Annotated in this window: 14 protein-coding genes; 7 read left to right on the forward strand and 7 right to left on the reverse strand. The window is 57.6% G+C overall.

The features are described 5' to 3' along the window. Positions 1-22 precede the first annotated feature (22 nt). Genes NMK_RS04265 through NMK_RS04285 form a run of 5 tightly spaced genes read right to left on the reverse strand, consistent with a single transcriptional unit; the run spans position 23 to position 5,079 of the window. Positions 23-220, reverse strand: a complete 198-nt coding sequence (locus NMK_RS04265) for a DUF1656 domain-containing protein (RefSeq protein WP_109014531.1) — start codon at positions 218-220, stop codon at positions 23-25. After that, the gene (locus NMK_RS04270; protein WP_109014532.1) at positions 210-2,399 is read right to left on the reverse strand and encodes an FUSC family protein; all 2,190 of its coding nucleotides are present in this window, start codon (positions 2,397-2,399) and stop codon (positions 210-212) included. The genes NMK_RS04265 and NMK_RS04270 overlap by 11 nt, the downstream gene beginning before the upstream one ends. Then, entirely contained in the window at positions 2,396-3,877 is a 1,482-nt protein-coding gene (locus NMK_RS04275) for an efflux transporter outer membrane subunit (protein WP_109014533.1), read from the reverse strand. The genes NMK_RS04270 and NMK_RS04275 overlap by 4 nt, the downstream gene beginning before the upstream one ends. Positions 3,878-3,932: 55 nt before the next feature. Then, positions 3,933-4,436 (reverse strand): MarR family winged helix-turn-helix transcriptional regulator, encoded by a 504-nt coding sequence (locus tag NMK_RS04280; protein ID WP_109014534.1) that lies wholly within the window; start codon positions 4,434-4,436, stop codon positions 3,933-3,935. A gap of 49 nt (positions 4,437-4,485) precedes the next feature. Then, positions 4,486-5,079 (reverse strand): uracil-DNA glycosylase family protein, encoded by a 594-nt coding sequence (locus tag NMK_RS04285; protein ID WP_109014535.1) that lies wholly within the window; start codon positions 5,077-5,079, stop codon positions 4,486-4,488. Between NMK_RS04285 and NMK_RS04290 the strand changes: the two genes are divergently transcribed. Further along, a complete protein-coding gene (locus NMK_RS04290) occupies positions 5,071-5,658 on the forward strand; it encodes a DUF488 domain-containing protein (RefSeq protein WP_109014536.1) in 588 nt (195 codons plus the stop codon). The two genes, NMK_RS04285 and NMK_RS04290, sit on opposite strands and share 9 nt — an antisense overlap. Here NMK_RS04290 and NMK_RS04295 read toward each other — a convergent pair. Then, on the reverse strand, positions 5,603-6,541 hold the full coding sequence (locus tag NMK_RS04295; protein ID WP_306419335.1) for a LysR family transcriptional regulator: 939 nt from the start codon (positions 6,539-6,541) through the stop codon (positions 5,603-5,605). The genes NMK_RS04290 and NMK_RS04295 overlap by 56 nt on opposite strands. 210 nt (positions 6,542-6,751) lie before the next feature. On the opposite strand from NMK_RS04295, the gene NMK_RS04300 reads away from it, so the two are divergent. The 6 genes from NMK_RS04300 (at position 6,752) to trxC (ending at position 11,434) form a co-directional block, all read left to right on the forward strand. Further along, positions 6,752-8,230 (forward strand): ribulose-bisphosphate carboxylase large subunit, encoded by a 1,479-nt coding sequence (locus tag NMK_RS04300; protein WP_109014537.1) that lies wholly within the window; start codon positions 6,752-6,754, stop codon positions 8,228-8,230. A 152-nt stretch (positions 8,231-8,382) separates the two neighbouring features. Continuing rightward, the gene (locus tag NMK_RS04305) at positions 8,383-8,802 is read left to right on the forward strand and encodes a ribulose bisphosphate carboxylase small subunit (RefSeq protein ID WP_109014538.1); all 420 of its coding nucleotides are present in this window, start codon (positions 8,383-8,385) and stop codon (positions 8,800-8,802) included. A gap of 131 nt (positions 8,803-8,933) precedes the next feature. Beyond that, positions 8,934-9,821, forward strand: a complete 888-nt coding sequence (gene cbbX / locus NMK_RS04310) for a CbbX protein (protein WP_370848452.1) — start codon at positions 8,934-8,936, stop codon at positions 9,819-9,821. Positions 9,822-9,825: 4 nt separating this feature from the next. After that, entirely contained in the window at positions 9,826-10,221 is a 396-nt protein-coding gene (locus NMK_RS04315; RefSeq protein ID WP_109014540.1) for a hypothetical protein, read from the forward strand. 112 nt (positions 10,222-10,333) lie between these two features. After that, a complete protein-coding gene (locus NMK_RS04320; RefSeq protein WP_227871358.1) occupies positions 10,334-10,849 on the forward strand; it encodes a BON domain-containing protein in 516 nt (171 codons plus the stop codon). A 150-nt stretch (positions 10,850-10,999) separates the two neighbouring features. Then, positions 11,000-11,434 (forward strand): thioredoxin TrxC, encoded by a 435-nt coding sequence (gene trxC / locus NMK_RS04325; protein ID WP_109014541.1) that lies wholly within the window; start codon positions 11,000-11,002, stop codon positions 11,432-11,434. A gap of 268 nt (positions 11,435-11,702) precedes the next feature. Here trxC and NMK_RS04330 read toward each other — a convergent pair whose 3' ends face one another. Then, positions 11,703-12,569, reverse strand: a complete 867-nt coding sequence (locus tag NMK_RS04330; RefSeq protein ID WP_109014542.1) for an ester cyclase — start codon at positions 12,567-12,569, stop codon at positions 11,703-11,705. Positions 12,570-12,580: the final 11 nt, after the last annotated feature.

Here is a 12,580-nt window from a genome sequence, read left to right on the forward strand (position 1 = left end):
ACCTCGAATCAATCGTTCGACATCAATAAATCGCCAAGCCCAACGCCGCAAACAAGCAAGCGAACAGGGAGAGCCTGAACAGCGCCGGATACCAGATCAGGCGATACAGTCGGTAGCGCGCAAACACCCAGTCCAGCGTCCACGACACCACTGCGGCGCCGATCAGCGCCAGCAAAATCGTCGGAATCAGCGCGTCGAAAAACGCGATTTCACGCGGCATGGACCACCTCCGGCAACGGTGCCTTGCGTGCCAACACGCTATCGTCGTCCAGCAGGGCGCTGCGCAAGGCATGCAGGATCGTCAGTATCGTGCGGCGCTGCGTCGGGGCAATGCGGAACATCATGTCGATGGTATTCAACAAGGCGCTGGTTTCCTTGATTGAAATAAGCGCGGCAACGCGAGATGCGCTATCCGGCTTGGCGTATAAGCCTGCAATCCGGTCGAGGCTCCGCTCCAATGCATCCAACGCCTCCTCGTCCTTCATCGACTGCATTTCTTCCCGCAGTTCGATCACTGCGCAGCCGGTTTCCAGGGTGGAAAGCAGCCAATCGACCAGTTCCTTGTCCTGCGCATCGGCAATGCGGCGTCCGCCCTTGGCTCGTTGCATTAAGGCACGCGCCCGGCTTTCGAAACGCACACGGTGTTGCGGCAAGGCATCGCGGCAAGCCGACACCACCTGCTTGCGCAAGGCGGCGGCCAAGCGTTGATGAGACCAGCGACCGTTGCTCAAGTCGATCAGCGCATACATTGATGCAGCCAGGCCGATGGCGATAAAGTCGGCAATGGCATCGTTGAGGAACGCCACCGGACTAGCGCTATAGGCACTGTTGAAGCCGATATGCAGCAGGAAGATAATGAACGTGCCAGCGCCCACCAGCGCGGTCGCCGGACGCGTCGTCAGCCATGCAGCGATAGCCAGCCCTGGAATCAACGCCAGGCTCAGCATGGTAAAACCCTGCGCATAAGGCAGCAGCTTGAAATTGGCGATATACAGCAAGACCGTACCGATCAGTGCGCCCAGGCTGAACTGGCGGATGGTGCGCTCCGGGCTCGGCGACGTCGCAAACAAGGTGCTGGTGATGACGCCCAAGGTAATTGCCTCGATCCCTGAGCGCCAATCGGCAAAAATCCAAAGGCACGTCATTGCGCCCAGCGCGAGGGCCCCGCGCAGCCCTGCCAACGATACGGCCCACGAATCGATATGCAATCCCAAGCTGGGCGGCGGCTCTTCGGCTTCCTTGATATCCAACGCATGCCCCTGCTGGGTCAACGCGGCGTAAGTGCCGGCATAAGCAACCAGTTCATCGGCAAAACGCTGGAGCAACTCGGCACCCGTTTCGAAATCGAGCCGCTCATCCTCGCTCAGCGCTTCCTGCAATTCCAGGCGCAGTGCTGCCAAGCGTTGAGGCAGCGAGGCCTTGGCGTTGCGCACCCCTTGCAGCACGGCACCTGCCTCGACTTCCGTTCTCACACTCCGACCATCGTATTGCAAGGCTGCGGCAAGGGGCTTGTAGGCCAGCGCTATTGCATGCACTACGGCGGGATGACTGCTGCGCTGCTGTCGTCTCAGCAATTGTTCTAGCGCATGAAAGCTGGTCGACACAGCCATGAACTCTGCGTTCAGCAAGCTGAGGCGTTGACGGTGAGCACGTGAGGCGTCGTTTTCCAGCGCTGTCGAGGCACGGAAATTCTCCACGTCGAACACATCCCCTGCGAAACGAAGCGCTGCCGCACCTGCGCCATGATCCTGTCGACTCATGCTATCCGGCATGGAAGCCAGCAAGTCCGAGAAATCCTTGAACCGACGCCGTACCGTCGCCAGCAGCATATTCCACATGCGCTGCGGAAATATCAAGTCGCTCACGATCGTGGCGGCCACCAGGCCCACCATAATTTCGGATATCCGCGTCATGCCGATATCGAAGGTCAGCTCCGGCGTAATGGTCGCCGGCAGACCTACGATGCAAATGGTGTATCCCGCCAGCACAAACCCATAGGATTGATGATTGCGAAACACCATCGAACCCGCCGTGCAGAAGCCGATCCAGATTGCCATGGCGCTCAGGAACAATACCCTTTCCTGAGCAAATAAGGCCACCAGCACAAATGAAGCGGTAATGCCGACGATGGTGCCGATCAGGCGATAAAAGCTCTTGGCGAACACCATGCCGGTGCGCGACTGCATGACGATGGCAACCGTCAGCATCGCGGTTCTAGGCTGCTCCAGCTCGAACTTCAGCGAAATCCACAAGGCAAGTAAACACGCGCCCACGACTTTTGCGATATAGATCAATACTTGCGCATCTTCACGCCACCAATCGCGCAACAACGATTGCCACGGCACCAATGCGCGTTTCAAGCGGCTTTTAGGCAAGATCAGGTCTAGCGCGGATATCATCGCTTGGCTTCCTGTTTCGCTTCCACCTGTGCCAGATGATCGGTGACACCACCGCCCAAAGCCCGCATTAAGCCAGCATGTGCTTCCTGACGTTCGGCCTCGAGTTGAACCATGACTTCCTGCTGCCGCAGCACGGTCGATTCGGTATCTAGCACATGCTGGAAGTTATCCAGGCCGGCGCGATAGCTTTGCTCGGCCAGATGATGTGCCTTTTCCGCTAGCGCCACCGATTGGCGGACTTCCGCTCGCTGCTTTTCGTTGGATTGCAGAATCACCAACTGGTCGGATACGTCTTGCAGCGCCTGTACCACTACCGCGTTGTATTGCTCCACGGCCATATCGTATGCAGCAGTTCTACCCGTGAGCTGGCTCTTGCGGCGCCCACCGTCGAAGAGCGGGAGCGAAATGGCCGGCCCCACACCGCCGATGGCAGCGGCATTGCTGATCAACTGGCCGAAGCCCAACGCCTGGAAGCCGATGAACGCGAGCAGGTTGATGTTGGGGTAAAACGCGGCCTTGGCGCTTTCGATGTTCTCCCCGGCGGCCTCCACGTGCCAGCGATGGGCGAGGATGTCGGGACGGCGACCCACCAGGTTCGCAGGCAAGGTATCCGGCAGGCCGATGGCAGCCTCCAGCTTAATACTCGGTCGCAGCAGTTTTTCACCCGCGCCCGGCCCCTGCCCAGCCAAGGCAGCCAATTGATTTTTTGTGAGCGCAATATGGGCATCGATGCTCTCGATATGGGCACGTGCCATCGGCACAGCCGTCTCCGCCTCGCTCACCTGCATGCCGGTGCCCAACCCGGCTTTTAAACCCCGTTTGGCAATCGATACACGTTTTTCGACTTCTGCCAGACGCTCCTCGGCAATATCTCGCAATGCGTATTCCATCGATAGCCGCACATAGCTCCGGACGATGGCGGTGACGATCTCCAGCTTGACCTGCTGCGCTTCAGCCGCCGTCGCCTGGGTTTCGTTCACCGAGCCTTTCCAGACATGCTCCTGACGCCCCCACAAATCCAGATCGTAGGCCATGGAAATAGCCGTCCTGTTGTTCCAATCCACGTTCCCCGCCCATGGGGGCGGAATGAATTGCAACGCGGTAAACCGCTCGCGTGAAATGCTGGCGTCTCCGCTGATATTAGGCAACGTCTCGGCATGCATGGCGGCAGCATACGACTTGGCCAACTCAACGCGAGCCTCGGCCATGTGCAAGGTCGGACTGTCCTTCAGTGCTGTTGTCATCAAGGCGTCGAGCTGCGGATCGCGGTAGGCGGTCCACCAGTCTTCGTGTGGCCATTCGATGGTTTGGGCGGATGAAATAGCCTTACCTGCTTCCAGCTTGTTGGGTTCGCGGCTTTGAGCCTTGGGATGGATATCGGGCACGCTCATACAGCCGGCCAGCGCCAATGCCGCTCCACAGACGAGGGCTGACAACGGGTTACAGCTGGAAGGTTGCTGATTAAGCGCGGCGGACATCTTGTTCGGTTCCGTACTAAATGATTAAAAAATTTTTGGGTGACTGAATTCCGGGTTATTTCATGGTGTCGAGATTCGCCGCCAGCGTTTTGGCGTTCTCGACCAACGCGTCGCGCTGGGCATCGCCCAGAACCGACATCAGCGCTTTCACTCGCGAGTAGTAATCCGGCATCACTTCGTCCAGCTTCTGCTGGCCCAACGGCGTCATGCGGATCATGAATTTGCGACGGTCGTTGTTATCCATCAGCCGCTGCACTAGCCCTTCGCGCTCCAGCCCGTCGATAAAACCAGTCATCGTAGCCTTGGTGACGCCTGCTTTGGCGGCAAGATCGGAAGGCGATGAGGTGAGATCGTCCTGACGCATCAGCAGCACCAGCACCCACCAGCGGCCTTGCAACAACCCATGGCGCGCCAAGAGCTTGTCGAGCGCGTCGGAAACGTCAGAGAAAGCCCGCAACAAATTGACGAAATCCGAGATCGCTTTGATATCGGCGTCCGGATACCTCAAGACAAATTTCTCGAGGCTTTTCGAAGTCGGCAATTCTTTAAGCAGCAGCATATAGTATGGAAATTGATAGTACGGTTCCGTACATAATAGCAAAAATATTCTAGGATGCAAGTACTCCCTGAATCCTTTCGCGCAGTGCAGGCAACAATGCGTCTTCCAGCCAAGGGTTGCGCTGGAACCATGCCGTATTGCGCGGCGATGGATGGGGCAAAGGGAAAAACGCGGGCGCATAGTCGCTCCAGGCCCGAACTGTTTCAACCAGCGTGCTCTTACGCCGGCTGCCCAGAAAATGTCGTTGGGCGTATTGCCCGATCAGCAAGGTCGTCTGTATATCCGGCAATTGCCCCAATAACTTATCCAGCCAAAGCTCTGCGCACTCGCGACGAGGCGGATTATCTCCGCCCTTCCCTCGGCCGGGATAGCAATAACCCATGGGAATGATGGCGATTCGATTGAAATCATAGAAGACCGCTTTGTCCACGCCCATCCACTGCCGCAGCCGTTCCCCACTGGGGTCGTCCCACGGGACGCCGCTTTCGTGAACGCGCCGCCCCGGCGCCTGTCCCACTACCAGTACCTTAGCCGTTTCCGTCGCCTGCAAGATAGGTCTCGGGCCGAGCGGGAGATGGGCTTCGCAAGCGCGGCAATCTCGCACTTCCGCCAGCAATGTTTCCAGGGAAGAAATATGGCGCATCGTTCACCTACTGTAGAAAAGAAACCCTTGCTGATCCTGACCATCGGCCATTCGACCCATCCGATCGAGGAATTCATCGCGTGGCTCCAGCACAACGGCGTCACGCATCTGCTCGATGTTCGCACTGTGCCGCGCTCGCGGCGCAATCCCCAGTTCAATCGCGATACCCTGCCCGACACTTTGCAACAAGTCGGCATCCGCTATACCCATATGGAAGGGCTGGGCGGATTGCGGCATACGCATAGCGACTCGATCAATACCGGATGGCGCAACCGCTCGTTTCGCGGTTACGCAGATTACATGCAAACCCAAGCGTTTTCGGACAATGTGGCGCAAGTGATGACTTACGCCGAGTCAGACCTCTGTGCTCTGATGTGCGCCGAAGCCGTGCCTTGGCGCTGCCATCGCTCTTTGATCGGCGATGCCTTGTTGGTACGAGGCGTGCGGGTGGAGGACATTATGACCGAGAGCGAGCGGAAGCCTCACCGCCTCACCGGATTCGCCAAGGTACACGGGGTACAGGTTACTTATCCTGCACCGCCTGAAGCGACTGCGGCGTTGTTTGGGCCGGCGGAATGAACTTGTCCCACAGGTATTCGAGAAACGCCTTGGCGACGACGGACAACTGCTTGCCGGCAGGGTAGGCAATATGCCATTGGCGCACGATGGGAAAGCCCACCACGTCGAGTACCACGGGTTCGCCCGGGCCTTCGCCCAGGGTCTGGCTGGAAAGTACGGAGATGCCCAGTCCCCCCAGGATTGCCTGCTTGATGGCCTCGTTGCTGCCCAGTTCCATCCGAATGTTGTTGAGCTTGACGCCATGCGAGGCGAAAGCCTGCTCTACCGTCATGCGCGTGCCGGAACCGACCTCCCTCATCAGGAATGGCTCGCTGGCGAGACGTTCGATAGGAATGTTGCGCGCCTTGGCGAGCGGGTGATCGGGGTGCGCCAGCACGACCAGCAGGTTTTCCAGGAATGGGTGCGCCACCATTTCATCGCTGCCGACCGGCTGGCAAAGGATGTATAGATCGTCCAGGTTCTCCGCCACGCGGTCCAACACCTTTTGACGGTTGGTGACCTTGAGCGAGACTTCGATACCAGGATGCAGGGCAGAGAACTCGCCTAGCATGCGCGGGGCGAAATACTTGGCCGTTGTGGCTACCGTAAGACGCAGCTTGCCCTTCTTGAGCCCGCGCATTTCCGCCACTGCCATGTCGTAGTTTTCAAGTGATTGCAGAATCTCGCGCGCGGTGACGGCCAATTCCTTACCGGCATCCGTAAGCTGAATCTTGCGCCCGGTCTGCTCGAATAAGGGCAGACCGACAGCTTCCGACAGTTTTTTCATCTGCATGGAAACCGTCGGCTGCGTCAGGTGCAATTCTTCAGAAGCCCGCGTGAAATTGCCTAGCCGGGCAATAGCTTCAAACACCTCAAGCTGACGAAACGTGGCGTGACGCATCATGACTTGTTTCTCCCACAGACTTTATCCATAGATTAAATTCTATCTAAAACATAGAAATAATTGATTTTTATTTATTGACCAGCTTTGACACACTAGGGTTCCTGCGGACGGCGGACCGCCGTTATTTTCCGAAGGACGAATGCACTGCGAAGCTTGCGGTGACCTCTCCCATTCTTCCTTCCCCAACAAAGATCGCACTTGGAGGCAGTCATGTCAGACATTGGAACGATTAAGGAAGGAAAAGAACGCTATAAATCGGGCGTCATCCCCTATGCCAAGATGGGCTACTGGGAGCCGGACTACAGCCCGAAGGAAACCGATCTCATCGCGCTGTTCCGCATCACCCCGCAGGAAGGCGTGGAGGCCATCGAAGCCGCGGCGGCTGTCGCAGGCGAATCCTCCACCGCCACCTGGACCGTCGTCTGGACCGACCGCCTCACCGCTTGCGAACTCTATCGCGCCAAAGCCTACCGTGTCGACCCAGTGCCCAACACCGGCCCCGGCACCAAGACCGACCAGCAGTATTTTGCCTATATCGCCTACGACCTCGATTTGTTCGAGCCTGGCTCTATCGCCAACCTCACGGCCTCCATTATCGGCAACGTGTTCGGCTTCAAGGCGGTAAAGGCATTGCGCCTCGAAGACATGCGCATCCCCGTCGCGTATCTGAAAACCTTCCAAGGCCCGGCCACCGGCATTGTGGTGGAGCGCGAGCGCCTCGATAAATTCGGCCGACCGCTGCTGGGTGCGACGACCAAGCCGAAACTGGGCCTTTCCGGCCGCAACTACGGCCGTGTGGTGTACGAAGCGCTCAAGGGCGGGCTGGATTTCGTCAAGGACGACGAGAACATCAATTCCCAGCCTTTCATGCATTGGCGCGACCGTTTTCTCTATTGCATGGAAGCCGTCAACAAGGCTTCGGCGGCTACTGGCGAGGTGAAGGGCCATTACCTCAACGTCACCGCAGGCACCATGGAAGAAATGTACGAGCGGGCAGAGTTTGCAAAATCGCTGGGCTCAGTCATCGTCATGATCGACCTGGTGATCGGCTACACCGCCATCCAGTCCATGGCCAAGTGGGCGCGCAAGAACGACATGATCCTGCACCTGCATCGCGCCGGAAACTCCACCTATTCGCGCCAGAAGAACCACGGCATGAACTTCCGCGTGATCTGCAAATGGATGCGCATGGCAGGCGTAGACCACATCCATGCCGGCACCGTCGTGGGCAAGCTGGAAGGCGATCCGCTCATGATCAAGGGCTTCTACGACACCCTGCGTGAAGCACATACCCCCGTCAGCCTCGAAAACGGCCTGTTCTTCGAGCAGGATTGGGCCTCGCTCAACCGCGTCATGCCGGTCGCCTCGGGCGGCATCCATGCCGGTCAGATGCACCAGTTGCTGCACTACCTGGGTGAAGACGTGGTACTGCAATTCGGCGGCGGGACTATTGGGCATCCGATGGGCATCCAGGCCGGCGCCACGGCCAACCGGGTCGCGCTCGAAGCCATGATCCTGGCGCGCAACGAAGGCAAGGATATCTGGAACGAAGGCCCGCAGATCCTGGAAAACGCGGCCAAGTGGTGCAAACCGTTGCAAGCGGCACTGGACACATGGAAAGACATCACATTCAACTATTCGTCGACCGACACGGCAGACTTCGTGCCCACGGCGACGGCTTCGATTTAGGAGTTATCCAAAATTCGCGAGAAAAGATGGATGCAAGGCGCAAGGAACGCAGAAACCGGAATGTACTGTAGTACATGAGGATTTCGAGTACCGCAGCAACGTAGCAGACGCTTTTCGCAGCAATTTTGACGCAACTTTTAAGGAGATTAAGCATGAAAATCACCCAAGGCCAGTTTTCCTTCCTGCCCGATCTCACCGACGAGCAGATCACCAGCCAGATCAAATATGCGCTCCAGAACAACTGGGCAGTTAATGTCGAATACACGGACGACCCGCATCCGCGCAACACCTATTGGGAAATGTGGGGCATGCCGATGTTCGACCTCAAGGATCCAGCGGGGATCATGATGGAGGTCAATGATTGCCGCAAAACGTATCCCAACCACTATATCCGCGTCACGGCGTTCGACAGCTCGCGTGGATGGGAAACGCCGCGCATGTCCTTTATCGTGAATCGGCCCAAGGACGAGCCCGGATTCGGCCTCATGCGCCAGGAGCACAACGGGCGCAGCATCCATTACACCCTCCGTTCGTATGCCACCGAAAAACCGGAGGGCAGCCGCTACGGTTGATGGTTAACAGTCTTTAGTGCCGTGCCCGGCGCCTCTACCCCCTTCAATGCCGGGCATGGCGTTTTTATTCTCATGCGCTAGTCATGAATACCGTCATGGAAGAACAACAGAATCAGATGCCCGGCAGCGCAATGCCCGACGACACGCCGGTAGACCTGAAAAAAGTCTACGAGGATTCGCATATCCAGGACGTGCTGGACCAGCTCGACCGCGAGTTGATCGGGCTGAAGCCCGTCAAGAGCCGCATCCGCGAGATTGCCGCGCTGCTGCTGGTCGACAAGCTGCGCGAACAGGTGCAGTTGAGCGCGCAATCGCCGTCCCTGCACATGAGCTTTACGGGCAATCCCGGCACCGGCAAGACCACAGTCGCCATGCGCATGGCCGAGATCCTGCATCGGTTGGGCTACGTGCGGCAGGGTCACATCGTGGCGGTGACGCGCGACGACCTGGTCGGCCAATACATCGGCCATACCGCGCCCAAGACGCGCGAAGTACTTAAGAAAGCCATGGGCGGCGTGCTGTTCATCGACGAGGCGTATTACCTCTACAAGCCCGAGAACGAGCGCGACTACGGGGCGGAATCGATCGAGATTTTGCTGCAGGTGATGGAAAACCAGCGCGACGACCTGGTGGTGATCCTGGCGGGCTACAAAGACCGCATGGACAAGTTCTTCCAGAGCAACCCGGGTATGTCCTCCCGCATCGCGCACCACATCGACTTCCCCGATTACACCGCGGACGAGTTGCTGTTGATTGCCAAGCTCATGCTAGCCAACCTCAATTACCGCTTCAGCCAGGAGGCCGAAAACGTGTTTGCCGAATACATCGTAAAACGCATGCAGATGCCCAACTTTTCCAATGCACGCTCCATCCGCAATGCGCTCGACCGGGCGAGATTACGCCAAGCCAGTCGGCTTTTCGCCAGCAGCGGTAAATCGCTCACGCGCGCCGACCTCATTACCATCGAGGCGGAGGATATCCTCGCCAGCCGCGTGTTCAACCAACCGGCGGCAGAATAAATAAATGGGTTCCGCATCGCGTCCTGCTATCAAGACCATGCCGTATTCGCTTGATCCGGCGTTCTACAACCATGTGCGCCTCTCCCTGATGCGCCTGGGCGAGCCAATACATCTCTCGATGGGCAAGCTGCAAGTCACGCTGCAACTGGAAGGCCAGCAATGGACGGCATACTTCATGCCGGAATCCGATATGCCGCTGATTCGATGGCAGGATTTCGACGTCCATCGCAGCGGCCTCAACGAGCCGGTCGCCTGTACGCTGCTGCTGTATCACTACCAATCCTGGCTCATGTTCCCGCAGATTTTGGCGGAGATGGATCGGCAGTTGCATCGCTTGCTGGAGGACCTGCCCAATCGTCCGGAAATGGGCTGGAAACCGCGCAGATTGGACACGCGTTAAAACTTTTGCGCACCTCGCCCATCTAAACATATGTCAACCGGCCGACAAGGCCGCCTTTTCGAGGTTTCCTCGTTCCATACCTTTCGTCATATTTCTCAATAGGAGGTTAAGCATGAACAACAGCAAAATCGCATCCCCCGTATTGATGCTCGCAGCATTGGCCATCGGCGTCGCCAGTATCGAGGCGCACGCCTTCGGCACTGCCAACGACGTAGACGCTACCGGCTACAGCAAAGCGTTTAAATCCCTGGATACCGACAGCGACGGCACCTTGACCCGCGATGAGGCAAGCAAGGAAGAGCTGTTTTCCAAACACTTCAAGGCCGCCGACACCAACCACGACGGCAAGCTCTCGGAAGAGGAATACACAAACTACCGCACAGCCCACGAGAAGAAAGAAACCAAGCGCGTCATGAGCGACTCGTGGATCACCTCCAAGGTCAAGGCCGCCCTTATCAAGGATGAAGGCATGAAAGGCATGAAGGTCGGCGTGAAAACCTTCGGCGGCGTGGTGCAGCTGAGCGGTTTCGTCGATACCGAAGAGCAGATCAAGCAGGCCGAAAAAATCGCCTCCGGCGTCGAAGGCGTTAAATCGGTCAAGAACAGCCTGGTGTTGAAGAAACAGTAACCAGCGCCAAATAACCTTTGCCCCACCCTTCGGGAATGCCATGCCCGGAGTCCTCCTGAAACGCCCGCGCGTCGGGCGTTTATTTTTTCGACTTGAAACAACCCTCCCCAGCCTCATCTAGGCATCACATTGACTTACAGGAATCCTGGCATGAGCACTTCTTCGCACCTCGTCTGCCCTCACTGTCACGCCATCAACCGCATGCCGCCCGAGCGTCTCGACCAGCATCCCAACTGCGGCCAATGCCATCAGCCGATCTTCACGGGGCACCCGATATCGCTGACGACGAGCACTTTCTCCAAGCACATCGAACGCAACGATATTCCCGTACTGGTCGACTTCTGGGCGCCTTGGTGCGGGCCGTGTCGCATGATGGCGCCTGCATTCGAGGAAGCGGCGCGTCTACTGGAGCCGCAGGTACGGCTGGTTAAAGTGGATACCGAGGCCGAGCAACGACTGGGGGCGCAATATGCCATTCGCAGCATTCCTACCCTGGCCTTGTTCAAGGATGGCCGCGAAATTGCCCGGCAAGCCGGGGCGATGGGGACGCAAGACATGATGCGCTGGGTAAAAGCGCACTTATGAGATGAACAGGTGATGGATACCTTCCCGAACCTCTACCGCATCAATCTGTGTGCTGCGCCACAGACGCTCTACAGTGAAACATTCTCCAATACATGCAGCATCGGTATAGGAGAACTCTCATGCAACACGCGCCACTTCTTGAGCGGCGAAAAGACCCCTTGCGCGTCTTTCCGCCAGCAGCAAATCAGGACATTCCGCTAGAAAAAGAATTACACGTACTCTGGCAGGAGCGCTTCCTGCGGCGCGGCCGTCGGCAACCCGTCCGTCTTCAAAAGTAAGGCGGCGGTTCCGGGAGTGTTGCACCGCAGGCACACATGCCAGCGGTATGTTCGTATCGGCTCAATGCCTGACATTGCCCGCACCGTACCCGCATCTCCTGAATACGCAACGGTACCCAGGTACTGGTAAAAGCCGCGTACGACAAACCTTCCTGAAACCGCTTCATGGCCCGGCCGTGAGCCGGGCTATGATAAATGCGAGCGGCATCTTCCGGCGTTTCCCACGCAGTGATGGTCATGCCCCGGTCGCCATTCCGCGCGATGGCAAGACCGATAAAACCTTCCATGGCAAGCAAATCGTTTCCGGTCTCACGCGCCATCTGCTTGATTTCATCGAGTTCGTCCGGACGATTCCAGATAGTCGTAATACTGAACGCACCCGGTCGCGTTCGTTTCTTCGTCGTCGCAAAAGTGGAATAGCCGAACGAGAAAGGCCCGAGTTGATGCGGCTGTACCAGCACCTGCAAGCCTAATTGGGCTGGAATGGCTTGGCGGTCGAAATAGCCCTGCACGGATTTGATCTTGCCGTTCTCGATGTGGATCACATCGATCCCCTGCAGGGCAATGCTGCGATGAGTGGGCGGCAATTGGTTAAAAGTCCCGGTATTCGTCCCTTTCATCAACCACGGAATGGCGATAGATGCCTCGCCTACCATGGACTCTCCCTGCGCTTCAAAGGTCAGATCTGGGAAGCTTTGCCACAACTGCAGGGCATAGGCCGCGAGGGTAGCGACTGGGAAATCGCCGTTGGGGTCGCGATAGAAACCCTCCTTGGCGAACAATGCAGTAATCGCTGCAGCATCACGTGTATTCCAGGCTTGGAGATACCGTTGAGCCACTTCTAGCGGATGGGTCATGACGCCTCCTG

The organism is Novimethylophilus kurashikiensis (assembly GCF_003112435.1).
Taxonomy (GTDB): domain Bacteria; phylum Pseudomonadota; class Gammaproteobacteria; order Burkholderiales; family Methylophilaceae; genus Novimethylophilus; species Novimethylophilus kurashikiensis.

Bases quoted from the DNA above. Each gene is read 5' to 3' on its own strand.
- NMK_RS04265 (WP_109014531.1), bottom strand. From the start codon at position 220: ATGCCGCGTGAAATCGCGTTTTTCGACGCGCTGATTCCGACGATTTTG.
- NMK_RS04270 (WP_109014532.1), bottom strand. From the start codon at position 2,399: ATGATATCCGCGCTAGACCTGATCTTGCCTAAAAGCCGCTTGAAACGC.
- NMK_RS04275 (WP_109014533.1), bottom strand. From the start codon at position 3,877: ATGTCCGCCGCGCTTAATCAGCAACCTTCCAGCTGTAACCCGTTGTCA.
- NMK_RS04280 (WP_109014534.1), bottom strand. From the start codon at position 4,436: ATGCTGCTGCTTAAAGAATTGCCGACTTCGAAAAGCCTCGAGAAATTT.
- NMK_RS04290 (WP_109014536.1), top strand. From the start codon at position 5,071: ATGGCGCATCGTTCACCTACTGTAGAAAAGAAACCCTTGCTGATCCTG.
- NMK_RS04285 (WP_109014535.1), bottom strand. From the start codon at position 5,079: ATGCGCCATATTTCTTCCCTGGAAACATTGCTGGCGGAAGTGCGAGAT.
- NMK_RS04295 (WP_306419335.1), bottom strand. From the start codon at position 6,541: ATGATGCGTCACGCCACGTTTCGTCAGCTTGAGGTGTTTGAAGCTATT.
- NMK_RS04300 (WP_109014537.1), top strand. From the start codon at position 6,752: ATGTCAGACATTGGAACGATTAAGGAAGGAAAAGAACGCTATAAATCG.
- NMK_RS04305 (WP_109014538.1), top strand. From the start codon at position 8,383: ATGAAAATCACCCAAGGCCAGTTTTCCTTCCTGCCCGATCTCACCGAC.
- cbbX (WP_370848452.1), top strand. From the start codon at position 8,934: ATGCCCGACGACACGCCGGTAGACCTGAAAAAAGTCTACGAGGATTCG.
- NMK_RS04315 (WP_109014540.1), top strand. From the start codon at position 9,826: ATGGGTTCCGCATCGCGTCCTGCTATCAAGACCATGCCGTATTCGCTT.
- NMK_RS04320 (WP_227871358.1), top strand. From the start codon at position 10,334: ATGAACAACAGCAAAATCGCATCCCCCGTATTGATGCTCGCAGCATTG.
- trxC (WP_109014541.1), top strand. From the start codon at position 11,000: ATGAGCACTTCTTCGCACCTCGTCTGCCCTCACTGTCACGCCATCAAC.
- NMK_RS04330 (WP_109014542.1), bottom strand. From the start codon at position 12,569: ATGACCCATCCGCTAGAAGTGGCTCAACGGTATCTCCAAGCCTGGAAT.